This is a genomic window from Nocardia sp. MH4 (assembly GCF_019266065.1).
GTDB lineage: Bacteria > Actinomycetota > Actinomycetes > Mycobacteriales > Mycobacteriaceae > Nocardia > Nocardia canadensis.
In genome coordinates, this window is sequence record NZ_LPNR01000073.1 from 18185 (window position 1) to 42378 (window position 24194).

The window sequence follows — 24194 nt, forward strand, 5'->3', positions numbered from 1 at the left end:
CCAGGTCGTGCCAGCGCGCCCGGTGCCGATCCGCGATTCGTGGCGTCGCGCGAGGTGGCCGGGCCCGCCACCACCGCGGACCCATGACGATCACCCGTTCGCCGCGGTCGCGGAGCGCGTCGTGAACAGCGTGCGGCTGGCCGTTTCCTGGCTCACCGTCCTGCCGGTGCGCGGCCCCGATACCGTCGACCGGCGGGCAGCGGGCCAGGCCATCGCGCTCGCGCCGCTGGTCGGGCTGCTGCTCGGCGGGGCGGCCGCCGCGGCGATGCGGCTGTCGGTGGCCGCAGGGCTCACCACACTGCTGGCCGGACTGCTCACCGTCGGGCTGCTCGCGCTGCTCACCCGGGGCATGCACCTGGACGGTCTGGCCGACACCGTCGACGGCCTGGGCAGCTACGGTCCGCCCGAGCGGGCCAGGCAGATCATGAAGTCCGGCGGCGCGGGACCGTTCGGGGTGGCGGCGCTGATCTTCGCCATCGCGATCCAGGCCGTCGCCTTCGCCGCGCTGGCCGGCGAGCAGCGGTGGGTCGCGATCGTGCTGGCCGTGGCCCTGGGCCGGGTCGCCGTGGTGCTCGCCTGCCGTCGCGGCATCCGCGCGGCCCCCGACTCCGGGTTCGGCACGCTGGTGGCGGGCACCCAGCCGCTCGGCCCCGTCCTGATCTGGCCGATGGCGGCCGTGGTGGCGGCGGTATTCGCGGTGCCAGCCAACCTCTGGCTCGGCCCCGTGGTGACCGTCGCGGTGCTCGCGCTGACGATCACGCTGACCCGGCATTGCGTCCGCCGCTTCGACGGGCTCTCCGGCGACGTGCTCGGCGCCGTCGTCGAGATCACTGTTTCACTTGCGGCCGTTGGGTTCTCGCTCGCGGGTTAGTCCACCGCCCAGCGATGTGAAACCTGCATTGGTCACAAGCTCGGGACGGCGGCGGTTGTGTGGTCGCACAGACAGTCCGCTCATCGGTACTCGGGTGCTCCCCCAGCACACCGGTGGCAATACAGTGTTGACATGTCTTCCGAGCGCCTCTACTTCCGCCAGCTACTGTCCGGCCGGGATTACGCCGTCGGCGATCCGATCGCCACGCAGATGCGCAATTTCGCGTATCTGATCGGCGACCGGGAGACCGGCGAAACCGTCGTCGTCGATCCCGCCTACAAGGCATCGGACCTGGTCGACGTCGCGACCGCCGACGGGATGACCGTCACCGGCGTGCTCGCCACCCACCACCATCCCGACCACGTCGGCGGCACCATGCTCGGCTTCACCCTCGGCGGCGTGCGTGAGCTGCTGGAGAAGACCAGCGTCGCGGTGCACGTGAACAAGCAGGAACTGGACTGGGTCGCCCAGACCACCGGAATCGCGCCGAGCGAACTGACCGGCCACGACAACGGCGACAAGGTGAAGGTCGGCGCGCTCGAGATCGAGTTACTGCACACCCCCGGCCACACCCCGGGCAGCCAGTGTTTCCTGTTCGACGGCCGCCTGATCTCCGGCGACACCCTGTTCGTCGACGGCTGCGGCCGCACCGACTTCCCCGGCGGCGACTCCGACGAGATGTTCCGCAGCCTGCGCCACCTGGCCGCCCTCGACGGCAACCCGGTCGTCTACCCCGGCCACTGGTACTCCGAACAGCCCAGCGCCGAACTGTCGGCCATCCGCGACAACAACTACGTCCTTCGCCCGCAGACCTTGCAGCAGTGGCAGGCCCTGATGCCGGGCTAGGCAGACGAACTCGGCCATCACGCCCCGACCTCGAGGAGGGGCAGGCCGACGCAGTCGGCCGTCGCGGCCGTCCCGTCGGTCGGGTTGCCGTTGCGTAGGCGACACAGGAGCGAGCAACGGTGCCTGACCGACGGGACAGAAGTGGCCGCGACTCGAGCGCGCCGGCGCTCCGATCACACCGTGCGCATCCACCCGTGGGTGTCGGCGAAGGTGCCGCGCTGGATGCCGGTCAGCGTGTCGCGCAGCGCCATCGTCACCTCGCCGGGCTCACCGCCGCCGATGCTGAACTCGCCGTCGGCCGAGCGCACCCAGCCGACCGGGGTGATCACCGCGGCGGTGCCGCACGCGAAAACCTCGCTGATCTCGCCGGATTCGGCACCCTTGCGCCATTCCTCGACCGAGACCTTGCGCTCCTCGACCGGGTAGCCGGAGTCGGCGGCCAGGGTGAGCAGCGAGTCTCGGGTGATGCCGGGCAGCAGCGAGCCGGACAGCTCCGGGGTCACCAGCCGGGCCTCGGAACCGGTGCCGTAGACGAAGAACAGGTTGTTGGTGCCCATCTCCTCGACGTAGCGGCGCTCGCAGGCATCCAGCCACACGACCTGGTCACAGCCCTTTTCGGTGGCTTGGGCCTGGGCCAGCAGCGAGGCGGCGTAGTTGCCTGCCACCTTCGCCTCGCCGGTGCCGCCGGGGGCCGCGCGCACATACTCGGTGGACAGCCACACCCGCACCGGCTTCACCCCGCGCGGGAAGTACGCGCCGGCCGGCGAGGCCAGCAGCAGGTACTTGTAAGCCGCCGCGGGCTTGACGCCCAGGCCCGCCTCGGTGGAGAACATGAACGGACGCAGGTACAGCGAGTCCTCGCCGCCTGCGGCGGGCACCCAGTCGGCGTCCACGTCGAGCAGCTGACGCACGGATTCGACGAACAGCTCCTCCGGCAGCTCGGCCATCGCCATCCGGGCGGCCGAGCGGCGGAAGCGCGCGGCGTTGGCGTCGATCCGGAAGGTGGCGATGCTGCCGTCGGGCTGCCGGTAGGCCTTGAGCCCTTCGAAGATCGCCTGCCCGTAGTGGAACACCATGGTCGCCGGGTCCATCGACAGCGGGCCGTACGGCTCGACCCGCGCGTTGCCCCACGCGCCGTCGGCGTAGTCGATCGACACCATGTGATCGGTGAAGAACCGCCCGAAACCGGGGGCCGCCAGTACCTCTTCCCGCTGCTGCGCCGAAACGGGCGCCGGATGCGGAATACGAGTGAACTGTGCAGCGACTGTCATGATGCGATCCTATCCATTGCGCGGAATTACTTCGTTTTGGTGTCGACGAACGGCGGCTTGACCACCTCGCAGCGCAGCCTGCGCCCACGCACGTCGACCTCCACCTCATCGCCCGGTTCCAGCTTCGCGGTGGTGTCGAGCAGGGCCAGCGCGATGCCGACCTTCAACGACGGCGAGAACGTCCCCGAGGTGGTCTCGCCGACCGGTTCGCCGTCGCGCAGCACGGTCTGCCCCTGCCGCAGCACGCCGCGATCGAGCGCCTTCAAACCCATCAGGGTGCGGCGCGGGCCGTCGGCCTTCTCCTGCTCGAGTGCCGCCTTGCCCCAGAACTGCGGCTTCTTCCAGCCGACGGCCCAGCCGGTGCGGGCCTGGTTCGGGGTGATGTCGAGGGACAGCTCGTGGCCGTGCAGCGGGTAGCCCATCTCGGTGCGCAGGGTGTCGCGCGCGCCCAGCCCGGCCGGCTGGCCGCCCGCGGCGAGGACCTGCGCGGTGAGCGCCCGGAAGACCGCCTCGGCGTCGGCCCAGCGGGGCAGCAGCTCGTAGCCGTGTTCGCCGGTGTAGCCGGTCCGGCACACCCGCACCGGGCGGCCGTCCCATTCGGCGTCGGCGTAGGCCATGTATTCCATGTCGGTGGGCAGGCCGAGCGCGGCCAGCACCTCGGTCGACCGGGGGCCCTGCACCGCGAAGACCGCGTAGTCGCGGTGCTCGTCGGTCACGGTGACGCCCTCGGGCGCCGCCGTGCGCAGCTCGGCGACGACGGCCGCGGTGTTGGCGGCGTTGGGCACCAGGAACACCTCGTCGTCGCTGACGTAGTAGGCGATCAGATCGTCGATCACGCCGCCGTCGGCGGCACAGCACAGCGTGTACTGGGCCTTGCCGGGACGGATCCGGGCCAGATCGTTGGTCAGCGCCGAGTTCACGAACGCCGCCGCGCCGGGGCCGGCGACCGTGGCCTTGCCCAGGTGACTCACGTCGAAGAGTCCCACGGTGGTGCGCACGGCGGTGTGCTCGCCGACGGTGCCGCCGTACTGCACGGGCATCTCCCACCCGCCGAACGGCGCGAAGGTGGCTCCGAGTTCGACGTGAACAGCGTGGATGGGGCCCTCGAGCAGCGCGTTGTCGGTCATGGCCGAGAGCTTATCGGTCCCTCCCGGCACCACGCGAACCTCCGAGCAGGGGGGTCCGAGCCCCGACGTCGGCGTCGGTGCCGGCCGCCGTCATCGGGGTCCGGGTCGCCCGCGCGCGAAAGCCGATGCCGGGCAACGGCGGTAAGGTCGTGGCCGTGAGTGAGATGTCCGGCCGCAGGTTCCGCACCGTCTCCCGGATGGACCGGGTGCTGAGCCAGACCGTGTCCAGGATCCCGGAGTCGTCGGTGGACCGGGGCATGCTGCGCCTGACCAAGTCCGCCAACACCGGTGGTCTGTGGCTGGCCGCGGCGGCGGTGCTGGCGGTCAAGCCCGGCCAACCGCGCCGGGCCGCCCTGCGCGGGGTGATCGCGCTGGCGGGGTCGAGCTTCACGGTGAATCTGGTGCTCAAGTCACTGATCCCGCGCCGACGTCCCCCGGCCGAACTCATGCCGCACGGCAGGCGCCTGATCGACGCGCCGGTGTCGTCGTCGTTCCCGTCGGGGCACAGCGCCAACGCCGCGGCCTTCGCCACCGCCGTCGCCCTGGAGAGCCCGCGGACCGCACTCGCCGTCGCCCCGGTGGCCGCCGCTGTCGCCTATTCGCGCATCCACACCGGCGCGCACTGGCCGTCCGACGTTCTCGTCGGTGCCGCCGTCGGCACCGGTGTCGCGCTGGCCACCCGCCGCTGGTGGCCGATCCGCGAATCCGACGAGGCGGACGCGCACGTGGTGCGCGACGCGCCCGCCCTGGTCGACGGCAAAGGTCTACTGCTGCTGATCAATCCGCGCTCCGGCGACTCCGCCTACGATCCCACCGCCGACATCGCCGAGGCGCTGCCCGCGGCCACCCTGCTGCACACCGAGCCCGGACGCGACGCCGTCGAACTGTTGCAGGAGGCCGTCGACTCCTCGATCGTCGCGGTCGGCGCGGCCGGGGGTGACGGCACCATCGCCGCGGCGGCGGCCGTCGCGGTGCGCAATGATCTGCCGCTGGTCGTCGTCCCGGCGGGCACCCTCAATCACTTCGCGCGCGACCTCGGCGTCTACGACCTGCGCGAGGTCGTGGACGCGACCGGCGCGGGCGAGGCCGTCGAAGTCGACATCGCCGCCGTCGAGTTCGACACCCCCGAGGGGCCGCGCACCCACTACCTGATCAATACCGCCAGCATCGGCGCCTACCCCGAACTGGTCCGGCTGCGCGAGAAGTGGGAGGACCGCTGGGGTAAGTGGCCCGCGTTCGCGGCGGCGCTGATCGTCATGCTGCGCCGGGCCGAACCGACCCGCGTCCGGATCGACGACCGCTGGCACGATCTGTGGTTCCTGTTCATCGGCAACGGTCCGTACCATCCGCACGGCGCGGTCCCGGCGTTCCGGTCCCGGCTGGACGAAGGCCTGCTCGATGTCCGCTGGCTGCGCGCCGACGTCCGGTTCTCCCGCACCCGTGCCGTCATCGCGCTGATGCTGGCCGCCATCGGGCACAGCCGGGTCTACGGCGAGCGCCAGATGCACGAGCTGTCGGTGGCCGTGCACGTCCCCGTGTCGGTGGCCGCCGACGGCGAAGTCGTCGGTACCGCACGCGATCTGCGCTTCACCATCGCGGGCCGCATCCCGGTCTACCGGCGCAACGAGGACAACCCGCGCTGGGAGAACCGGGCGCGACCGCACCATCGCCGTCCGCTGGCCTGGCTCACCGACCGCCGTCGCTGATTTCCTCACGAACCCGTCTCACCTCGATCACCATCGGCCACAACAACCTTGCGCGGGCCCCCGCACCTGTGGACATGATGGATTCATGAGCTCACCGGACGGCGCCCGTCCGATCACCGACACCGAAGCCACCCGCCGCTGGGACCCGTGGACCCCGAGCGTCGTCGCCGCCCGTCTCGACTCTTGCTTCGCGCCGTGGGCGGTCGCGGGCGGCTGGGCGATCGATCTGTTCGCGGGCGGGATCTCCCGCGCGCACGGCGACATCGAGATCGCCGTCCCCCGAACGGCTTTCCCCGAGATCGCCGACGCCTTCCCCGAATACGAGTGGGACATCGTCGGCGACGGCCACCTGTGGCCCTACGCCCGCGCCGCCGACCGCGACGACCTGCACCAGACCTGGCTCCGCGATCCCTACACCGGCGCGTTCCACCTCGACGTCTTCCGCGAACCCCACGACGGCGACACCTGGATCTGCCGCCGCGACCCGACGATCACCCTCCCCTACTCCGATCTGATCCGCACCACCCCCTCCGGCATCCCCTACCTGATCCCGGAGGTCGTCCTGCTGTTCAAGGCAAAAGCCCACCGCCCCAAGGACGACGCCGATCTCCGCCGAGCACTGCCGCTGCTGTCCGAGCAGCGCCGCGCCCGCCTGACCTCGTGGCTGGAACTGGTCCACCCCGACCACCCGTGGCTGAGCAGGACCGCGGCCTGACCCTCGGCCGGGTCCGATTCAGCCGGGCAGGCGGCACCAACCCTGCCGGTAGTCCGTCCAGTCCTGGGGTCTGGCCGCGAAATCCACGTACAACGCCACCCCGAAATTCGCCCGGTCCACGTCGGCTCGGGTCAGGCCGAGCCGGATGCCGCGGACGGCGGCGGCCACCGTTTCCGAGGACCCGTCGTGGCCGGGGTCGTCGGCCCAGAACGCGGGTGCGCCCATGAGCAGGTCGACCTCGTGTGGGGTCACCTCGGCGGCCAGTTCGGTTTGCTGGGCCAGGTATCCGCTGTAGAGGGCCTGGGTCGGCATCGCGGTGTCGTAGGACATCACCGCCACCTGCTCGACGCGGCGCGCGACCTCGGCGAAATAGGCTTGGCTCCACCATTTCCCGTGATCGACGAGCGCGATGCCCACCGAGTGCAGGCCGGGCAGCGGATCGATGACCGGGGCCGAGACCGACAGCGGGACCCCCGCCGCCGAGGTCACCGCCCTGGTCGCGTCGAGCAGCGCGAGGAAGCCCGGGGAGCCGGACCGGATCGGCTCCAGGTCGTAGTGGATTCCGTCGAAGCCGTAGTCCAGGACCCGGCGCGCGGAGGCGACCACGCGGTCGCGCGACGGCGCCGATTCCACGTCCAGACCATCGAATTCGGGCCGCACGATGTCACCGAGCCACGACTGCACCCGCACGCCCGGCACCTTCGCGTGCACCGCGTCGACGAACCAGCGCGCCCGTGGCGCCAGCTCGTCGCGCAGGCTCCCGTCGTGTTCGAGCGGGCCGGTGTGCACGTAGAGATCGCGGATACCGGTGCCCGCCAGCAACGTCGCCAGCCGGTCGACATCGGCGTCGGTCTTGCGGCCGTCCACCCACGCGTGCCCGAGCCAGAAGGCGTCCTTGCCCCGGGTGCGCGCGTGCTCGGACTGCTCGCCGATGTTGTGCGCCAGCAACGCCGTCACCACCCCCGCGACCGGCAGCGACACCACGGCGAGCACCACGAGCACGAGCACCGCGCTCCGCGTCCACCACGACCACTTCCGCCACATCCCCCGCATCGCGGCCTCCCTCTCGCCCGAGACCCCAGATTACCCGCAGGTACCGATCCGCAGATTTCCGGCAAACCGACAGCCCGTGAAAAGCTGTGCGCCGCTGTACAACTGAACGGAGCACCATGAAATTCGCCGTCACCCTGGGATCGGCCGCCCTCGCGGCCTTCGCTTTCGCGATCGTGACACCGGCCGTGGCCACCGCCCAGCCGTCGGGCAACTGCCACAAGTCCTACTCCCCCTGCCTACCGATCGTCAGCGATGTCGACTGCGAGGGCGGCAGCGGGAACGGACCGGTCTACACCGGACGCGTCCAGGTGATCGGGCCCGACGAGTACGGCCTCGACCGTGACGGTGACGGCATCGGCTGCGAGTAGCACGAAAAAGGGGGCGTGCGATGCGGTGCATCGCACGCCCCCTTTCCTGTGCGGGGTCAGCGGTCGATATCGGGACTGCCGGGGCCCTCGCCCGGCTTGCCCAGGTCGGGCCTGCCTTCGGGTCCGCCCGGCGTGCCGTAGCCCGGGCTCGTGCCGGGGGTGCCATAACCCGGCTGACCACCTTCGGCCGGACCGCCGTACCCGGGCTGCCCACCCTGCGCAGGGCCGCCGTAGCCAGGCTGACCACCTTCGGCCGGGCCACCGTAACCGGGCTGACCGCCCTGAGCCGGACCACCATAGCCGGGCTGACCGCCCTGAGCGGGGCCGCCATAACCGGGCTGACCCCCCTGAGCCGGACCACCGTAACCGGGCTGACCGGGGTACCCCGGCTGCCCGTACCCGGGCTGACCCGGCTGACCGAATCCGCCTGCGGGCCCGCCGTACTGCTGCGGGTAGCCGGGATCGGCGACGGCGGTCGCGGCGCCGACGACCGGTCCGCCGGTCACCACCCGGTACGCGTAGGTCGAGGCGATGATCGTCAGCGGGACCGTCACCAGCAGGCCGAGACCGCACAGCAGCGCGCCGACGATATTGATGCCGAACAGCGCCAGCGTCAGCAGCAGCAGGGGTCCGGCATTGCTCGAGATCGCCGAGAAACTCGATTTGATCGCCGTCACCGCGTCCTGGTTCCGGTCGATCACGAATTGCATCGTCCACCAGGTGAAGAAGGCGATCACCAGACCCGGCAGGATGCACAGCACGAAGCCGATGCCGGTGGCCAGACCGACCAGAATGCCGGCCAGAATCACCGCGCCGACATTGGTGAACTGGAAGAAATCACCGAATCCCGGTTTGCGCCCGTCGGTTTCGTGCAGCGCGCCGCGCACGAACGCGGCGGAGATCAAATAGCCGATGACGGCGCTGACGACGGTGCCGATGAACTGCCAGATACCGAAGCCGATGCTGATGCCACCGTCATAGTCGGTATCGGTCGTGTTCCCCAGGCCGAACAGGAAGTTGATCGCCACCTGGATGACGAACGCGATCAGCACGATCGCGATCCACACCACCGCGTTGTTCTTGAATTTGTCCCAGCCGTAACCGATGGCGTCGCCGACACCGAGTTTCGGCCCCGCCGGTGGATACCCGGGTTGCTGCTGTCCATACGTCATCCGAATCGCATCCCCTCACCTTGTGCGACGACCGAAGCCGCCGATATGAGTCTTCCGATCCGGCGCCACGGTCACGCCGATGGGTCCGATCATTTCACACCACCCGCCCCACGTGCGGTTTTCCTGCGCCGAGCCCGGCACAGCGGGGAATTCGGCCGCCCAGGCCCACGGGAAAACGGCACCGTGTTTCGACGGAATCAGCGGTGCAACGAATTCGACACGATTACCGACCGGATCGTCGGTGCGGAATGCGGGAAACTCGGCGGGAAGAACCGCCGCACCGAACACCCCGGCGCGAGACCGGGGCGAACGGGTCGCGAAGGGCTACTTCTCGGCCTCGGCCCGCTTGGGCAGCTTCCAGCCCGGGCGCGGGAAGTGGCAGGTGTAGCCGTCGGGGTAGCGGATCAGGTAGTCCTGATGCTCCGGCTCGGCATCCCAGAAGGTGCTCGCCGGGGTCACCTCGGTGACGACCTTGCCCGGCCACAGGCCCGAGGCGTCGACGTCGGCGATGGTGTCGATCGCCGTGCGGCGCTGGTCCTCGTCGAGGTAGAAGATCGCCGAGCGGTAGCTCGAGCCGATGTCGTTGCCCTGACGATCCTTGGTGGTGGGGTCGTGGATCTGGAACAGGAACTCGAGCAGGGCCCGGTAGTCGGTCTGTGCCGGGTCGTATTCGATCTCGACGGCCTCGGCGTGGCCGGGGTGGTTGCGATAGGTGGGGTGATCGTTGCTGCCACCGGTGTAGCCGACCCTCGTCGACAGCACGCCCGGTTGACGGCGGATCAGATCCTGCATGCCCCAGAAGCATCCACCGGCCAGAATCGCCTTACGGGTTTCGGTCACGCGTCCTCCTTCATAGAGCTCCACGGTCGCACAGAACGGCCACAACCGCCTCTATGGAACTCCCCTGTCGGCCCCGGAATTCCCGCCAGTAGGCTCGCCGCGCGAGCGATACCTCAGGAACGTCCATGTGTGCCCCAGCGTCACCCAGGAAACAGGAGGAAGTCGGCGAAATGCCACGTAGCGTCGTTGCCCGGTATTCGATGATCGGACTGGCCGCAGTCGCTCTCACAGCGGGTGCGGTGACCACCGCGGGAGCCCCTCCCGGCAGCGCCGACACCGTCGAGCAGACCTCGACCTGCGAAGCCAGACAATCGCGACAAAACGACCTAGCGCTACGCACGCCCGACCCGGCGGCCACCGGGCAGATCGACGCGGTCCTGCTCGACGAGTCCACCCGAAAGCCGATCACCGGCGGCGAGGTGGTCCTGACCGGTTTCGACGCCTGTGGCGACACCATCCACCGGCACCTGTCCACCGGCGCCGACGGACAGGTGAGCTTCCGCGGCCTGCAACCGGGCCGCTACCAGGTGAGGGCCTACCCCGGCGAGGCCACGGCGAAAACGGCTGCCACCGCCGATGTCGAACTGTCGACACCGACGCTGAAGACACTGCAGTTCACGGTCGCCACCGGCCGCCGTTAGCCGCCGGTCGGGCCGGGTGCGCGCTGCCCGGCCCGAAACCCGGCGACACCGAGCACGCCCGCACGACCCGTGATACAAATCACCCCAGAGTGAGAAGGGGTGGTTTCCGTATGGAACCAACAGCCGCGCAGCGGGCAGCGCTGGGCTTGATCTGCGACACATTCCTGCCGGGCGACGAGTTCGGACTACCGCCGGCGACCGAGCTCGGGACGGTCGACACGATCTTCCGGATCCTGGGTCGCAATCCGCGGGAAGCAGATCAGAAGCAGCTGGCGATGTTGTTGGGGCTGTGGGATTCCCGCGTCTTCGGGCTGCTGACCGGCAGTGGCCCGCGCCGGTTCTCGTCGCTGTCGCAGCAGCGTCGCGAGGCCGCGCTGCTACGGCTGGCCGATTCCGGGCTGGCGCCGGCGCGCGCGGTGTTCCAAGCGCTCAAGCAGGCCTCGCTGCTGGCCTACAACGTGACACCCGGCCCGACCGGGACCAACCCGCTGTGGGAGAAGATCGGCTATCCCGCCCCGACCGGGCCGCTGGCGGATGCCCCCGCACCCGCGCTCACCCCGCAGCGATACGCCGAAGCGACCACCCTCGACTGCGATGTCGTCGTGGTCGGCTCCGGCGCCGGTGGGGGCGCGGCGGCCGCGGTACTGGCCGAGGCGGGCCTGGACGTGGTGGTCCTCGAACGCGGAAACTACTACGACGACAAGGATTTCGGCCACGGCGAGCTCGACGCGCTGACCAGCCTGTACGCCTCGGGTCCGCCCGCGTCGGCGGAGGGGCAGATCACGCTGGTGGCGGGGTCCTGCCTCGGCGGCGGCACCGTCGTCAACTGGAGTACCTCGCTGCCCACCCCCGACAACGTCCGCAAGGAATGGGCCGAATCGGGGGTCCCGCAGTTCGCCGACGACGAATTCGGTGCCGCGCTCGACACGGTGCAGCGCCGGATCGGGGTGACCGGCGGCCGGTCGCCGCTCTCGGCCCGTGACGGCATCCTCGAGCGTGGCGCCAAAGCGCTCGGCTGGGATGTCGACACCCTGCCGCGCAATGTCGGCGACGCCTGCGACGCCGCGGTGGAATGCGGTCGGTGTGGTTACGGGTGCAGGCTCGGCGCGAAGCAGTCGGTCACCAAGACCTGGCTCCAGGACGCCGCCGGGCACGGGGCGCGCCTGGTGGTCGACGCCGACGTCCGCACGATCACGGTGAAAGCCGGTCGGGCGGAGTCGGTCTCGGCCCGCACGTCCGACGGTGTCGAGATCACGGTGCGGGCGCGCGCGGTGGTCGTCGCCGCGGGCGCCATCCAGACACCGGCGCTGCTGCAGCGTTCGGGCCTGCGCAACAAGAACATCGGCAAGCACCTGCGCCTGCATCCCGCCGCCGCGGTGTTCGGGGTGTTCGAGGAGGAGATCCGGCCCTGGGAGGGCGCGTTGCAGGCGCGCATCAGCAGGCACCACGCCGATCTCGACGGCAACGGCTACGGCGTCATCTACGAGACCGGGCCGATCCATCCGGGTCTGGCGACCGGTTTCATGAGCTGGCGCGGCGCGGCCGCGCACCGGGACACCATGCTCGACTTCGCCCGCACCAACTCGATCGGCGTGATCACCCGCGACCGCGATCCGGGCACCGTCTCGATCGACGGCAGCGGCGAGGCCGTGGTGAAGTACCGGCTCTCCGACTACGACGCGAACCACCTGCACACCGGCATCGTCGGCGCGGCCTCGGTGCTCGAAGCCGCGGGCGCGCAGCGCATCTACTCGGGCCACCAGGCGGGCATCTCATTCGAGCCCGGCGTGCGCGGTTCGCTCGCGGAATTCGACGCGGCCTGCAAGAAGGCGGGCTACGGACCGGGCCGCTGCTCGCTGGGCGCGCTGCACATCATGGGCTCGGCCCGGATGGGCGGCAGCGCGGAACTGTCGGCGACCAACCCGGACGGCGTCACCTGGGATGTCGACAACATCGTCGTGGCCGACGGCTCCACCTTCCCCACCGCACCGGGGGTGAACCCGATGGTCACCATCGAGGCGATCGGCTACATGAACGCCAAGCGTCTGGCGGCCGGGCTCACCTAGCCGTCGACCCGGCGGATGCCGGCGAGGACGGCCCGCAGCACCCCGAGGTCGGCATTGCCGACCGCGCGGTGCTGCGGGGCGCGGGCGATCAGCCTGCCCTCGTCGATCAGGTCGGCGATGAGCACCTTGGCCAGATTCAGTGGCAGTCCCAGGTGCGCCGACACCTCGGCCACCGCCATCGGGGTGCGGCACAGGTCGACGATCGCGGCGTACTCGGGTTCGGGCCGCCGCAATCGGGTGCCCGCGCCGGCGTCGACCAGCAGGGTCGTGAGGTCGAGTTCGTCGCGCTCGGTCCGGCCGCGCCCGCGGGTGACCGCATAGAGACGCACGATCGGCCCGGCGTCCTCCTCGTACCAGTGTTCGCGTTCGTCGCTCATGCGCGCGGGGAGACGGCGGGGAACTGGCCGGAGATCGGCGCGGACGGATCGCTCGCCTCGGCCAGCGCCGAGGGAATCAGCACGACCGCGCGCACCCCGCCGTAGACCGATTCCGACAGCCGCACCGAGATGTTGTGCCTGCCTGCCAGTTTCGCGACGACGAACAGGCCGAGCCGGGAGCTACCGGACAGCGTCGCCACGCTGAACTCGGGTGGGTCGGCCAGCATCGCGTTGCGTGCGGCGAGATCGGCCTCCGGCATGCCGAGACCCTGGTCGGTGATCTCCACCGCCACACCGCGCCCGACCACCACCCCGGACACCACCACGTGCGCCTCCGGCGGCGAGAACGCCGTCGCGTTGTCCATCAGTTCGGCGAGCAGGTGGATCACGTCGGCGACCGCGTGGCCGGCGATGCGCACCTCGGGCATCTGCTTGGTCTGGATCCGGGTGTAGTCCATGCTCTCGGCGATGGCGCCGCGGACCAGTTCCAGCAGCGCGACGGGATTGCGCCAGCGCCTGCCCGGCTGCTCGCCGCCGAGGATGATGAGGTTCTCGGCGTTGCGGCGGGTGCGGGTCGCGAGATGGTCGAGCTGGAACAGCAATTCGAGCTGATCGGCGTTGCTCTCGTCGCGTTCGGCGCGGTCGAGCAGGGCGAGCTGGCGGTGCACGACGACCTGGCTGCGGTGGGCGATATTGAGGAACACGGTATTGATGCCCGCCCTGGTCTGGGCCTCGGCGATCGCCGCCGACACCGCGGCCAGATGCGCGCGGTTGAACGCGGCCGCGACCTGGCCGAGCTCGTCGGAGCCGAAGTCCAGCCGGGAGGTCTCCGCGCGGGCCTCGACCTGCTCGCCCGCGGCGAGTCTGCGCATGAGGTCGGGCATCCGCTCGTCGGCCAGTTCCAGGGTGTCGTGGCGCAACCGCCGCATGCGGGCGATGAACCGGTTGGCCAGTACCAGCGCCACCAGGAAGGCGCCCACCGCCAGCGCCGCGACGAGCGCGCCGCCGAGCAGGGCGTTGCGGGTGTCGGTCTCCCCCTGCTGCCGGGCGATGACGTGGGCGTCGCCGCTCTGGTCCGCCCACAGCTTCTGCAACGCGAGATTCACGTGCCGGGAGGCGTCCTGCCAGCCCGCCAGGCTCAGTGGCAGCGCCGCGTCCCCGCGATCGTTGCCGACCGGACCGCGCGTCACCAGCGCGTCCTGCATCGAGGTCACCTGCTGCCAGTCCGCGCTCGCGGTGATCGCACCGAGCTGGGCGAGCCGGTCGCCCTTCAGCACCGTGGCCGAATAGGCCACCTCGCCACGGAATTCGCCGACCCGGTGCCCGAAGTCGGCCAGCTCGGCGGCCGACATCCGGCCGTTGGTCAAGGCCACCGAGCCGAGCGTGTCGGCCTGCGACAGCGCCTCGGCGGCGCGCAACTGTTCCACGCCGTAGCTCAGTTCGATGCCGATCTTCGCCTGCGGCGCCACCCGGGCGGCCAGCATCGACGCGGCGACGATCGTGCCGATCACCTGGGAGAAGAACGTGAACACCTGATCCGGCGGGATCTGGAGCGCGTCCACGCCGCCGCGCACCGTCGGCACCATGGCGAAGAGCTTGTTGTAGCCCTCGATGTCCTCGGCCGAACCGTCGGGATTGAGCTTGCGCGCGGCGTCGCCCTTGGCCATCACCGCGGCGAGCGCCTCGTCGGAGCGCTGGCGGGCGGTGACCAGGGCGGGCGTGGACGGTGGGTCACCGGCCAACCGCAGCAGCGACAGCCTGCGCTCCTCCTGGAACGCCGAGACCATCAGGATCGCCGGCGCGGTGGTGCTGCTCGCCAGCTCGGCCCATTCGGTGGATTCGCGCGCCGAGTCCACCAGATACACCGCCGCGCCACCACCGGTGACCAGCAGGATCACACTGGAGATCAGCACGATCGACAGGAGCCGGATCCGCACGCTCACCCGGCCGCGAACACCGCGCCCGCCCCACCACGATGTCCCGAGCAACGAGTTACGCCAGTTCTTCACACCGAAACTTTCCGCTCCCGGAGCCGCCCCGGCGCTCCGCTGCGTGCTGCGCCCGCGACACAGACGATCCGGCACGCTTGTCTTCGCGCCAGAGACTAACCGACCGGCCGCACCCGCGCGCGGTTTGCGTGGGACGCGAAAAAGCCCTCGTGTCAAGCAAACTCACAGCACCGCGACGGTGAACCGTCACGTGATCTCAGAGCGCGGTCGCGCGCACCCGGTGTCGCGTCAGATGGCTCAGCACGGACTGATTCGCCTCCCACCCGTCGGGGAACTTCACCGGCACCCCGAGATGGACCGGTTCGGCCGAGGGGTGCGCGTCGAGGAGTTCCGGGATGCCGGCGCGGCCGACCAGGATGCAGGCGTGCCGGTGCCGGGAGGCGAGCACGCACAATCGGCCCGCTTCGAGGTGGAAGGCGCTGGCGTCGCGGCGGCCCGAGAGCGGGTGCAGCACCAGGGTGACGTCGTACTCGCGGCCCTGAAGCCGGTTGGCGGTATCGACGGTGACCGGCTCGGCGGCGGTGCCGCGCAGGGCGGTCCGCACGGCGTCGGCCTGGTCGCGGTGGGCGGTACCGATGGCGACCCGGTCGGTGGTGACCGGGTGACTGCCCGATTCGGAGTGCGCGGTGGCGCCGCGCTCGATCAGCCGGGCGGCGATCGCGGCGAGCGCGTGCACCGCCTCGCGGTCGGTGCGCAGGGTGTGCCGGGCGGGCAGTTCGTACCAGCCCCAGCCCGTCGCGGCCGCTTCCTCGAGCACCGCGTCGATCGATCCGCCGAGGCCACGGGTGGTGAAAGCCATCCTGCGGTCACCGAATCCGGTGCCGGACTCGAAACCGGTGAACGGGTAGAAGGCCTGCGAGACGACCGGCGCCGCGGTGGCGGGCAATCGCCACGACACCGGCAGCCGGTGGATCGGGATGTTGTCGTTGTTGGCGAGCATCACGCTCACCGCGCTCATCGTCGGATCCCAGGTGAGCCCGGCCCAGCGCGCGGTCTCGACGGTCGCGAACGGATCGAGCTGCCCCGGATCGCCGACGAACAGCCCGCGATCGAACCGGTTCGCGATGCGCAACAACATGTCCGAGCGCATCTGATACGCCTCGTCGATGATCGCGTGCGACCAGCTGCCCTCGGTGATGGTGGCCCATTTGGCGGCCGTCCCGATGACGATGGTGCGATCGGCCAGATCGCCGGGTTTGGTCGCGACGCGGACGTTGGCGTGCTGGTCGACCCGCTCGCTGGTGACGTAGGCGGTGCTGGACAGGCGCCCGATGCGCATTCCCGGGTCGGCGCCGGCGAGGCGGTCGATGAGGTCGTCGACCTGTTCGTTGGTCTGGGCGACGATCATCCGCTGGTCGTCGTCCTCGGCGAGCTGGCGGGCGGCGCGCACGACCAGCGTGGATTTGCCCGCCCCGGGCGGCGAGTCGACGACGATGGCGCGATGACTCGCGTCGCGCAGGTCGGTGAGAATGTTCGCGACGGCCTCGTCCGGCGTGGTCACTGCAGCTCCTCCCCTTCGTCGTCGGTGGGCGGCACCCATTCCGGCGGCGGGCCGCCGTGCGTCCACGGGGTGTCCTCGCGTGCGGGCAGATTCAGCAGACCGTTGAACGGCGACGGCGAGAACCGGGCGAACCCGAGCGCCTCACCGTCGGTCGGCACCGAGCCCGGTTCGGCGACGAGCTTGCGGCCCATCCCACCCGAGAGTTCCAGCACCATGCGGTCGCCGTCGATCTCGACGACGACCCCGCTCTGCTTGGGCCGCTCCACACAGGTCAGCTCCTCGCCGACGACCGCCAGGAACGGATCGGTGGTGCGAATGTGGATGTGCGGGCGCAGTTTCGGGCGCGCGCCCGAACGGTCGACACGGTCCGGTTCGCTGTGCACGACGGTGCCGCGAAACGCCGCCCCGGTGACCCGGTGCTCGAGCATGCGCAGCGGATCGTCGAAGGCGCACTGGGCCTGCAGCGCTTCCAGGGCGCGCTCGCGTTCGAGCAACCTGCGCACCGCGCGCACGGCGGGATCGCGCCGGGCCTGCGGCGTGCCCTCGGCGACCTCGGCCGCGAAATAGGAGAACGCGCCGCGATCGTCGGTCCACCGGTTCTCCACGCTGGCGCCCGGCGGCAGCGCGCGCAGCAGGTCCAGCGCGCGCCACATCAGCTGCCAGGTGGGTTCGAGCTGACCGCGCAGCGACCGCTCGAGCCGTTCGGCGGCGACGGCCCTGGCGTTCTCGTCCACGGCGGCGCTGTAGGCGGCGATCAGCGGCGCGAGTTCCTCGTTGTCGAAACCGGGATCGGTGGCCGGACCCGCGGGCGGGGACTGCAACGGGTCCTCGGCGATGGCCGCGGCTTCGGCGCCGGTGCGGCCCGGTGGCGGGTCGATCCAGCCCAGCAGCGCGGCGAGATTGCCGTCCTCGAGCGCGGATTGGCCGGTGGCCCAGTGCGCCGACAGCGCCGAGGTCATCGCGGGCAGCACCGCCGACCCGGGGTGCTCGGCGCGGTCGCCGAACCAGGTCAGCCAACGGCCCAGCAGGGGAATCGAGACGGGCACCGGGTTGTCGCCGTCGGTGCGGTGGAAACGGACCGAGCGGCCCAGCAGCTTGAGGAAGTTCACCCCGCCCTCGTTCGGCGTCCAGATCTGCGGTGCGTCCAGGCAGCGGGTGTAGCTCTCGCCCGCCTTGCTGGTGAGTTCCTCGCTCTCGGCCAGGAACGACGCGAGATAGGGCAGCACGATGTCGGCCAGCTGCTCGATGAACCGCAGCCGCAGGACCCGGTCGCGTGGCTGCGGCACGATCAGCACGTTCTGGTCGCCGCGCGCGGTGCCGATCATGATCGCCAGCGGCGCCGCCGCCTCACCGGCCAGCCGCAGCGGCACCGCGACCAGCGGCCGCTCGCCCAGGTGCAGGTGCCGCACCGCCGCGGTCGGCTGGGCTCGGCCCGCGCGGACGGCCTCGGCCTTGGCGAGGGCCGACAGCACGCTCATCCCTGCCCCCTGACCGTGCACACGGCCGCGCGCATCTGCCGCACGCTCATCCGGCGATCTCCAGCCGCAACCGGTGCGCGGTGCGCAGCATGGCGGTGATGTCGGCGTGCTCGGGTCCCGGTTGCAGCGTCCCGTCGGCCAGACCCAGGACGGTGTGCAGATTCTCGATGCCGCCGACCTCGTCGCACACGCCGCGGCCGAGCGCGTCGACCGAACCGCAGGTCCTGGCCTCGTCGCGGCAGGCGAAGGCGAGCTCGCAGCTCGACATGCACTCCGGGGCGTAGCGGGCGGGAATGGCCGCGATCGTCTTCTCCAGGTCCTCCCCCGGCGCGAAGGTGGCCTCGGGCGGCAGCAGTTCGAGCAGTTCGGGAATGGCGGTCAGCCGGGTCAGCTGCCGGGACACGACCGCGAGCTGCTTGCGCAGGTCGACCAGGGCGGCGGTCGGCCGGTTGGTGAAGTCCTTCGCGCACACCAGGATCGTGTTGTGCGAGACCAGCTCCGGTGACTCGCCGATCTCGGTCATCAACTCGCGCAACGCGATGACATACACCGCGGACTGGCGGGCGGCCGCCGCGACCTGGGCCGGGTCGGCCTGCCCGTCGATCACCGGGAACGCCTTGATCTCGACGACGTGGAACTTGCCGTCGAGCTGCACGGCAACCACGTCGGGCTCCAGGTAGGCGGTGGCACCGGCGATGTCCAGACGCAGCATCGGATGGTCGAACAGAGTGCCGTCGCCCGCGGCGATCGTCGACTTCAGCAACTGCCGGGTGCGCTGATACCGCACGGCGTTGCCGGTGTTCTCGCCGACCGAGTTCAGGTCGTGGTAGGCGACTTCGGGGATGGTGAGGCCGAGCTTGTCGCGCAGCAGCGCCAGCAGTTCGGCGCAGCCGTTGGCCTTCACCATCGATTCGAAGGCGTTGCCACGGGTGATGGCGAACTGGGACTGACCGAACTGTGGTGGGAAACCGAGCGATTGGGCGATCACGGTCTTGTCGACCGCGGCCGCGTCGAGCAGGGCGCGCCGGGCGCACCCGGGATTGGCCGTGAGCGCGGCGATGGTGCGGGCGTTGTGCCTGGTCGCGGGCGCCGCGCCGCGCAACTGGTCCAGCTGTGCTGCGAGAGTGCTCATTTCACCTCGATTCGTCGCCGGTCGGCCACCCCGAGCCGAACCCCGAATAGTTGGGCGGCCGGATCGGCCAGCTGGTCGGACGCCCGGCGCGCGGCCGCGATGCGCTGCCGTGCGTCCTCGTCCTCGTGGACGGCCAGCTCCCGCCGGGCGGCCTCGATCACCGCCGCCGGGTCCAGTGTGTCGGGCGCGCCCGACACTCCGGGAATCGAGACGGCGAGCCGCCACAGTACGCGCTGTCCCGCCTGCGTCGCGGCAGGCTGCGCCGCGAGGTGGTCGGCCAGTCGGATCGCCGAGATCAGCAGGCCGACACGCGGACTCAGCGGACCCACCATCCGGCGCTCGAGCGGCCAGGAGCTCACCGCGAGCAATCCGCGCGCCTGCGACAGCAGATCCGTCGTGAGCGCCGCGCACAGGTAGTACGGCCGGGCGTACGGCGCCGAACGGAACGAGCGTTCCTCGTCGCGGCGCAGGCTGGTCAACCGGGCGGGCAGGAGTTCGCCGGAGAAGAACGCCTCGTGCACGGCCAGGACGAGTTTGGGCGAGGACGGCACCGACAGCAGCGTCAGCGCGCGGTGCACGTGCTCGCGGACCGGCACGGCGGGCGCGTCGGCCCGTTCCGGCGCGGCGGCGGGCTCCGGGATCGACCCCAGGACGACAGCGTCCCAGGCGGATTCGGTCTTGCGCAGTTCCGCGCGCAGCTGCCGGGCGGTGGCGCGATCGCCGGACGCGGCGGCCCGGCGCACCTCGGCGCGGAGGTCGGCGATGCGCGCCTCCAGCTCCTCGGCCGTGTCCGTCACGAGCGTGAGCGTATTCAGCAGTTCCAGTGTTGTCCAGTGTTTGCCAGTATTCACCACCGGATTGCCGCGTGGACCACATCGAGGATCCGCCCCCGTAGGCCGCGGTTGCCAGAATTTGCCACCGCCGTCGTCGAGCGCCGCGCTGCCGCGCGGGCCCGGCCTGGCGTTCTCCCTCCGGCAGCCGTGCGCGCCGGACGGTGTCGCCCTGCGGAACGGGCCGCTCAGCCTCGATGCCACATGGGCAGCAGGGTCGGTCCGTCGTCGGGCAACTCGATCGGCTCGCCCTCGTGCGCGAAGCCGTGGCGGGCGTAGAGCCGCGACGATCTGGTCGTACTGGCTTCCAGATACGCCGTTTCGCCCGCGTCGGCGAAGGCCGCGAGCCGATCGGTCAGGATCGCGCCGCCCGCGCCTTTGCCGCGATGCTCGGGCACGGTGACGATGACATGCAGGTAGCGGTGCGGGAATTCGCGCGGATGCGCGGCGGCGACCAGGCTCGAGACCGCCGCCATCCGCTGGAACGACACGACATCGGGCGCCGCCTTCAGCAGCGCGCGCGCTTCGTCGGCTTCGGCGGCGAGCCGGTCGGCGGAGGTGACCGTCTGCCACAGCGACACCGCCCAGATGTCCTCGCCGTCGCCCGCGACCCACACCTCGTCCTCGGCCAAGGCCTTGGCCACGAACTGCGGTCCGAACGTGGTGCGATAGGCCTGCTCGATCTCCGGGTCGCCGGCGCGGATCCACGCCGAGACGACCTCGTCCAGACTCGCCGCGATGAAAGCGTCGGCGACCGCGGCGAGTTCGTCGGGACGGGCCTGCCTGACGTGGACGTTCATCGGTCTCTCCTCCTGGGTGAACAGTGTTCGTAGTCGCCAATCTAGGAGTGCGCCAGCAGGGTTACGAGTATTTCGTCACACTGGTTGGTGTGCGGAAATCGACGCTGTGCGTGCACTGTGGACGCGAGGTGGAGCAGGCCGACCGAGGCCGGGTGCGCCGCTATTGCTCACGGTCCTGTCAGGGGCGGGCCTACCGGGCCCGCCGGGACCGGCGCCCGCCGGTACGCCGTGCCCGGCCGACCAGGCTGACCCCGGTGCACATCGCCGCCACGGCGATCGAGGTCGCCGACCGGGACGGGCTCGACGGCCTCACCATGCGTCGCCTCGCCGGCGAACTCGGCGTCGCGACCGCCGCGCTCTACCGGCACTTCCCCGACCGGGAGGCCCTGCTGGCGGCGATGACGGAACTGGCGCTCGCGCGCACCCCCGCACCCGCGCCGGCCCCGGACTGGCGCGCCGCCCTGGCGACCGAGGCCGACGGGGAATGGCGACTCTATCGGCGGCACCCGTGGATCCTCACCGTGCTCGCCCGCACCCGGCCGCCACTGGGCCCGGCCCTGCTCGACTCACTGGAGCGCTCCTTCGCCGCGCTCGACGAACTCGACCTGACCAGCGGCGAGATGCTCACGATCTACCTCGCCTACTCCGGCATGGTCCAGGGCCTGGCGCTGATGTGGAGCACCGATCGCGGCGACCGCATCGGTGCCGCCGCGATCGCGACCGCCGACCCGGTGCGCGCCGAACTCGCCGAACTCCTCGACCCGTGCGCCCGCCCGGTGCTGCACCGGATGTTCGCCGCCGAGCCGCACGGACCCGACCTCTCCTTCGACGAACTGCTCACCGCCGGTGTCGCACTACTGCTCGACGGCGTCGCGATGCGGCAGCCGAGGCCGACCGCATAATCTGGGGCGATGACCGCTGTTGCAGATCGTTCACTCGGACCGGAATTGGCACGTACCGAAACCATCAGCCCGGACACCGATGTCCTGGTGATCGGCTTGACGTCCTCGGAGAACGGACCGGCCATCGTCCCCGCCGACCTGTTCGGCGACGTGCTCACCGCCGAGGTTCGCGCGGAGCTGCTCGACGCTCTCGGCGCGGTCGGCGCGAAGGGCAAGCCCGAGGAACTCACCCGGGTGCCCGCGCCCGCGGCGCTGGCCGATGTGACCAGCGTGCTCGCGGTCGGCCTCGGCGCGGCCGACAAGGTCGATGCCGAGCAGGTGCGCCGTAGCGCCGGTGTCGCCGGGCGCGCGCTCAGCGGCACCGAACTCGTCGCGACCACCCTCTCGGGCGTCGACCTGGCCGCCGCGGCGGAGGGCTTCTACCTCGGCGCGTACACCTTCACCACCTTCAAGTCGGCCAAGAGCGCGCCCAAGCCCGACGAGCAGCCGGTGCTGCGCGTCGAATTGCTGGTTCCCGAACCCGAATTCGGCGTGCTGGAACTGCTGCGCGCCCAGCTCGTCGCCGAGGCCGTCGCGACCGCGCGCGATTTCGTCAACACTCCGCCGAGCGCGCTGTACCCGGCCGAGTTCGCCGAGCGGGCCCGCCTGCTCGCCGAGGCGGCCGGGCTCGAGGTCGAGGTGCTCGACGAGGACGCGCTGGCCGCGGGCGGCTACGGCGGCATCGTCGGCGTCGGTCAGGGTTCCGCGCGCCCGCCGCGCCTGGTGCGCATCACCTACGCGGGCGGCCCCAAGAAGGTCGCGCTCGTCGGCAAGGGCATCACCTTCGACACCGGCGGCATCTCCATCAAGCCCGCGGCCAACATGGAGAACATGACCTCCGACATGGCCGGCGCCGCGGCGGTCATCGCGACCACCCTGCTCGCCGCCCGGCTCGGCCTGCCGGTCACCGTCACCGCGACCGTGCCGATGGCCGAGAACATGCCCTCGGCTACCGCGCAGCGCCCCGGCGATGTGCTCACCCAGTACGGCGGCACCACCGTCGAGGTGCTCAATACCGACGCCGAGGGCAGGCTCATCCTGGCCGACGCGATCGTGCGCGCCGCCGAGGACGAGCCCGACTACCTGATCGACGTCGCCACCCTGACCGGCGCGCAGATGGTCGCCCTGGGCACCCGCACGCCCGGCGTGATGGGCACCGAGGAGTTCCGCGACCGTGTCGCCGCCGTCTCGCGTTCGGTCGGCGAGCACGGCTGGGCGATGCCGCTGCCCGCCGAGCTGCGCGCCGACCTCAACTCCAAGGTCGCCGACCTGGCCAATGTCGCACCGCACCGGTGGGGCGGAATGCTCTCGGCCGCACTGTTCCTCAAGGAGTTCGTGCCCGAGGGCGTGCAGTGGGCGCACCTGGATGTCGCAGGTCCGGCGTACAACACCGGCGGGCCGTTCGGCTACATCGGCAAGGGCGGCACCGGCGTCCCGGTGCGCACGCTGATCACGGTGATCGAGGAGATCGGCGCGGAGTAGTCACTGCTCGCGCTCGCGGGCCCGCCGCCGCTCGATCCGGCGGCGGGCATCGTAGTCGCGCATGCGCTGGGGATAGCCCGTCCGGTTGACGTCGTAGACCGGAATCTTCAGCGCCCCGGCCAATCGCCGGGCGCCGCGTTCGCCGACGATGCGCCGGGTCCATTCACCATCCGCGGCGACCAGCACCGCTGTGACATCGGTCACAGCGGTTTTCGGTTCGATGAACGCCTCGACGCCGCGGCGGGCGCGCGCCCAGTCGGCGAGCGCGGCGATCTCCGACGCGCTGTCGCGAGCGACTGTCCTGCTCCGGCCGCGCGCGCCGCGGAAACGATCCAGCAAACCCACCGGTAACAACCTCCTGCGCTCCGACGGAATTCTGCTCACCGCCGTACATTCCATGGTGCCAGCTCTGCCCGGAATGCCGCCCTGCGCTACGTCGGCGGCGAGCGAGTGCAAGGATGGTTGCCGGAACAAGAAACCGACGATTCCCGGACGCCTCGCTCCAGCGGCGGGGTGGACGTACGCCGCGACCCGCGACGGGTGTCTGCCGGGGTCGAAGCACTGTTGTATTACCCGTCTAACAGTCAGAGGAGACAGAGGACATGGCCTTCTCCGTCCAGATGCCGGCTCTTGGTGAGAGCGTCACCGAGGGAACGGTGACCAGGTGGCTGAAGCAGGAAGGAGACACGGTCGAGGTCGACGAACCGCTGCTCGAAGTCTCCACCGACAAAGTCGATACCGAGATCCCGTCGCCCACTGCCGGTGTGCTGTCGAAGATCGTCGCCCAGGAAGACGACATCGTCGAGGTCGGCGGTGAACTCGGTGTGATCAGCGAGGCCGGCGAAGCCGCCGCTGCCGCTCCCGCACCTGCTGCCGCGCCTGCCGAACCCGCTCCGGCTCCGGCCCCCGAGCCTGCGCCGGCGCCCGCCGCCGAGGCGCCCGCCCCGGCTCCGGAGCCCGCGCCCGCC

24 protein-coding genes are annotated in these 24194 nt (G+C 70.9%); 10 read left to right on the plus strand and 14 right to left on the minus strand.

What is annotated here, in order from left to right:
• Positions 1-121: 121 nt before the first annotated feature.
• Both ATM97_RS07080 and ATM97_RS07085 read left to right on the plus strand, forming a co-directional pair.
• A complete protein-coding gene (locus ATM97_RS07080; protein ID WP_218717138.1) occupies positions 122-871 on the plus strand; it encodes an adenosylcobinamide-GDP ribazoletransferase in 750 nt (249 codons plus the stop codon).
• A 132-nt stretch (positions 872-1003) separates the two neighbouring features.
• Positions 1004-1717: an MBL fold metallo-hydrolase gene (locus ATM97_RS07085; RefSeq protein WP_218717139.1), complete on the plus strand. Its 714-nt coding sequence runs from the start codon at positions 1004-1006 to the stop codon at positions 1715-1717.
• Between the two features lie 173 nt (positions 1718-1890).
• On the opposite strand, the gene ATM97_RS07090 is transcribed toward ATM97_RS07085, so the two are convergent.
• Both ATM97_RS07090 and gcvT read right to left on the minus strand, forming a co-directional pair.
• Complete coding sequence (locus ATM97_RS07090; RefSeq protein WP_218717140.1) at positions 1891-2988, minus strand: branched-chain amino acid aminotransferase; 1098 nt, start codon at positions 2986-2988, stop codon at positions 1891-1893.
• 26 nt (positions 2989-3014) lie between these two features.
• Positions 3015-4115, minus strand: a complete 1101-nt coding sequence (gcvT, locus tag ATM97_RS07095; protein WP_218717141.1) for a glycine cleavage system aminomethyltransferase GcvT — start codon at positions 4113-4115, stop codon at positions 3015-3017.
• 164 nt (positions 4116-4279) lie between these two features.
• Here gcvT and ATM97_RS07100 point away from each other — a divergent pair, with 164 nt between their 5' ends.
• Both ATM97_RS07100 and ATM97_RS07105 read left to right on the plus strand, forming a co-directional pair.
• The gene (locus ATM97_RS07100; RefSeq protein ID WP_255587327.1) at positions 4280-5821 is read left to right on the plus strand and encodes a bifunctional phosphatase PAP2/diacylglycerol kinase family protein; all 1542 of its coding nucleotides are present in this window, start codon (positions 4280-4282) and stop codon (positions 5819-5821) included.
• An 85-nt stretch (positions 5822-5906) separates the two neighbouring features.
• The gene (locus ATM97_RS07105; protein ID WP_218717142.1) at positions 5907-6536 is read left to right on the plus strand and encodes a nucleotidyltransferase domain-containing protein; all 630 of its coding nucleotides are present in this window, start codon (positions 5907-5909) and stop codon (positions 6534-6536) included.
• An 18-nt stretch (positions 6537-6554) separates the two neighbouring features.
• Here ATM97_RS07105 and ATM97_RS07110 read toward each other — a convergent pair whose 3' ends face one another.
• The gene (locus ATM97_RS07110) at positions 6555-7589 is read right to left on the minus strand and encodes a hypothetical protein (protein WP_255587323.1); all 1035 of its coding nucleotides are present in this window, start codon (positions 7587-7589) and stop codon (positions 6555-6557) included.
• Between the two features lie 116 nt (positions 7590-7705).
• Between ATM97_RS07110 and ATM97_RS07115 the strand changes: the two genes are divergently transcribed.
• On the plus strand, positions 7706-7957 hold the full coding sequence (locus ATM97_RS07115; protein ID WP_218717143.1) for an excalibur calcium-binding domain-containing protein: 252 nt from the start codon (positions 7706-7708) through the stop codon (positions 7955-7957).
• A 56-nt stretch (positions 7958-8013) separates the two neighbouring features.
• Here ATM97_RS07115 and ATM97_RS34840 read toward each other — a convergent pair whose 3' ends face one another.
• The 3 genes from ATM97_RS34840 to msrA are packed head-to-tail and all read right to left on the minus strand — an operon-like array spanning position 8014 to position 9969.
• Positions 8014-9129 (minus strand): hypothetical protein, encoded by a 1116-nt coding sequence (locus ATM97_RS34840; protein ID WP_308248397.1) that lies wholly within the window; start codon positions 9127-9129, stop codon positions 8014-8016.
• 15 nt (positions 9130-9144) lie between these two features.
• Positions 9145-9417, minus strand: coding sequence for a hypothetical protein (locus ATM97_RS07125; protein WP_218717144.1), 273 nt, complete (start codon positions 9415-9417; stop codon positions 9145-9147).
• 36 nt (positions 9418-9453) lie between these two features.
• On the minus strand, positions 9454-9969 hold the full coding sequence (gene msrA / locus ATM97_RS07130; RefSeq protein ID WP_218717145.1) for a peptide-methionine (S)-S-oxide reductase MsrA: 516 nt from the start codon (positions 9967-9969) through the stop codon (positions 9454-9456).
• 239 nt (positions 9970-10208) lie between these two features.
• Here msrA and ATM97_RS07135 point away from each other — a divergent pair, with 239 nt between their 5' ends.
• Positions 10209-10610 (plus strand): carboxypeptidase regulatory-like domain-containing protein, encoded by a 402-nt coding sequence (locus tag ATM97_RS07135; protein WP_218717146.1) that lies wholly within the window; start codon positions 10209-10211, stop codon positions 10608-10610.
• A gap of 110 nt (positions 10611-10720) precedes the next feature.
• A complete protein-coding gene (locus ATM97_RS07140; protein WP_218717147.1) occupies positions 10721-12676 on the plus strand; it encodes a GMC family oxidoreductase in 1956 nt (651 codons plus the stop codon).
• Here the strand turns inward: ATM97_RS07140 and ATM97_RS07145 are convergent.
• From ATM97_RS07145 to ATM97_RS07175, 7 genes are all read right to left on the minus strand, one after another.
• A complete protein-coding gene (locus tag ATM97_RS07145; protein WP_218717148.1) occupies positions 12673-13053 on the minus strand; it encodes a DUF742 domain-containing protein in 381 nt (126 codons plus the stop codon). The genes ATM97_RS07140 and ATM97_RS07145 overlap by 4 nt on opposite strands.
• A complete protein-coding gene (locus ATM97_RS07150) occupies positions 13050-15062 on the minus strand; it encodes a nitrate- and nitrite sensing domain-containing protein (RefSeq protein WP_218717149.1) in 2013 nt (670 codons plus the stop codon). The genes ATM97_RS07145 and ATM97_RS07150 overlap by 4 nt, the downstream gene beginning before the upstream one ends.
• Positions 15063-15258: 196 nt before the next feature.
• Positions 15259-16563: an AAA domain-containing protein gene (locus ATM97_RS07155; protein WP_218717150.1), complete on the minus strand. Its 1305-nt coding sequence runs from the start codon at positions 16561-16563 to the stop codon at positions 15259-15261.
• Positions 16560-18041, minus strand: a complete 1482-nt coding sequence (locus ATM97_RS07160; protein WP_218717151.1) for a hypothetical protein — start codon at positions 18039-18041, stop codon at positions 16560-16562. The genes ATM97_RS07155 and ATM97_RS07160 overlap by 4 nt, the downstream gene beginning before the upstream one ends.
• Before the next feature lie 46 nt (positions 18042-18087).
• Positions 18088-19173, minus strand: a complete 1086-nt coding sequence (locus tag ATM97_RS07165) for a hypothetical protein (protein WP_218717152.1) — start codon at positions 19171-19173, stop codon at positions 18088-18090.
• On the minus strand, positions 19170-19970 hold the full coding sequence (locus ATM97_RS07170; protein WP_218717153.1) for a hypothetical protein: 801 nt from the start codon (positions 19968-19970) through the stop codon (positions 19170-19172). The genes ATM97_RS07165 and ATM97_RS07170 overlap by 4 nt, the downstream gene beginning before the upstream one ends.
• A 221-nt stretch (positions 19971-20191) precedes the next feature.
• A complete protein-coding gene (locus ATM97_RS07175; protein WP_218717154.1) occupies positions 20192-20803 on the minus strand; it encodes an N-acetyltransferase in 612 nt (203 codons plus the stop codon).
• A gap of 89 nt (positions 20804-20892) precedes the next feature.
• Between ATM97_RS07175 and ATM97_RS07180 the strand changes: the two genes are divergently transcribed.
• A complete protein-coding gene (locus tag ATM97_RS07180; RefSeq protein WP_308248398.1) occupies positions 20893-21705 on the plus strand; it encodes a helix-turn-helix domain-containing protein in 813 nt (270 codons plus the stop codon).
• Positions 21706-21714: 9 nt separating this feature from the next.
• The gene (locus ATM97_RS07185; protein ID WP_218717155.1) at positions 21715-23226 is read left to right on the plus strand and encodes a leucyl aminopeptidase; all 1512 of its coding nucleotides are present in this window, start codon (positions 21715-21717) and stop codon (positions 23224-23226) included.
• Here the strand turns inward: ATM97_RS07185 and ATM97_RS07190 are convergent, their stop codons facing one another.
• The gene (locus ATM97_RS07190; protein ID WP_218717160.1) at positions 23227-23571 is read right to left on the minus strand and encodes an oxidoreductase; all 345 of its coding nucleotides are present in this window, start codon (positions 23569-23571) and stop codon (positions 23227-23229) included.
• Between the two features lie 257 nt (positions 23572-23828).
• On the opposite strand from ATM97_RS07190, the gene ATM97_RS07195 reads away from it, so the two are divergent.
• The coding region (locus tag ATM97_RS07195) for a biotin/lipoyl-containing protein (RefSeq protein ID WP_305082649.1) at positions 23829-24194 on the plus strand (366 nt) is incomplete at its 3' end.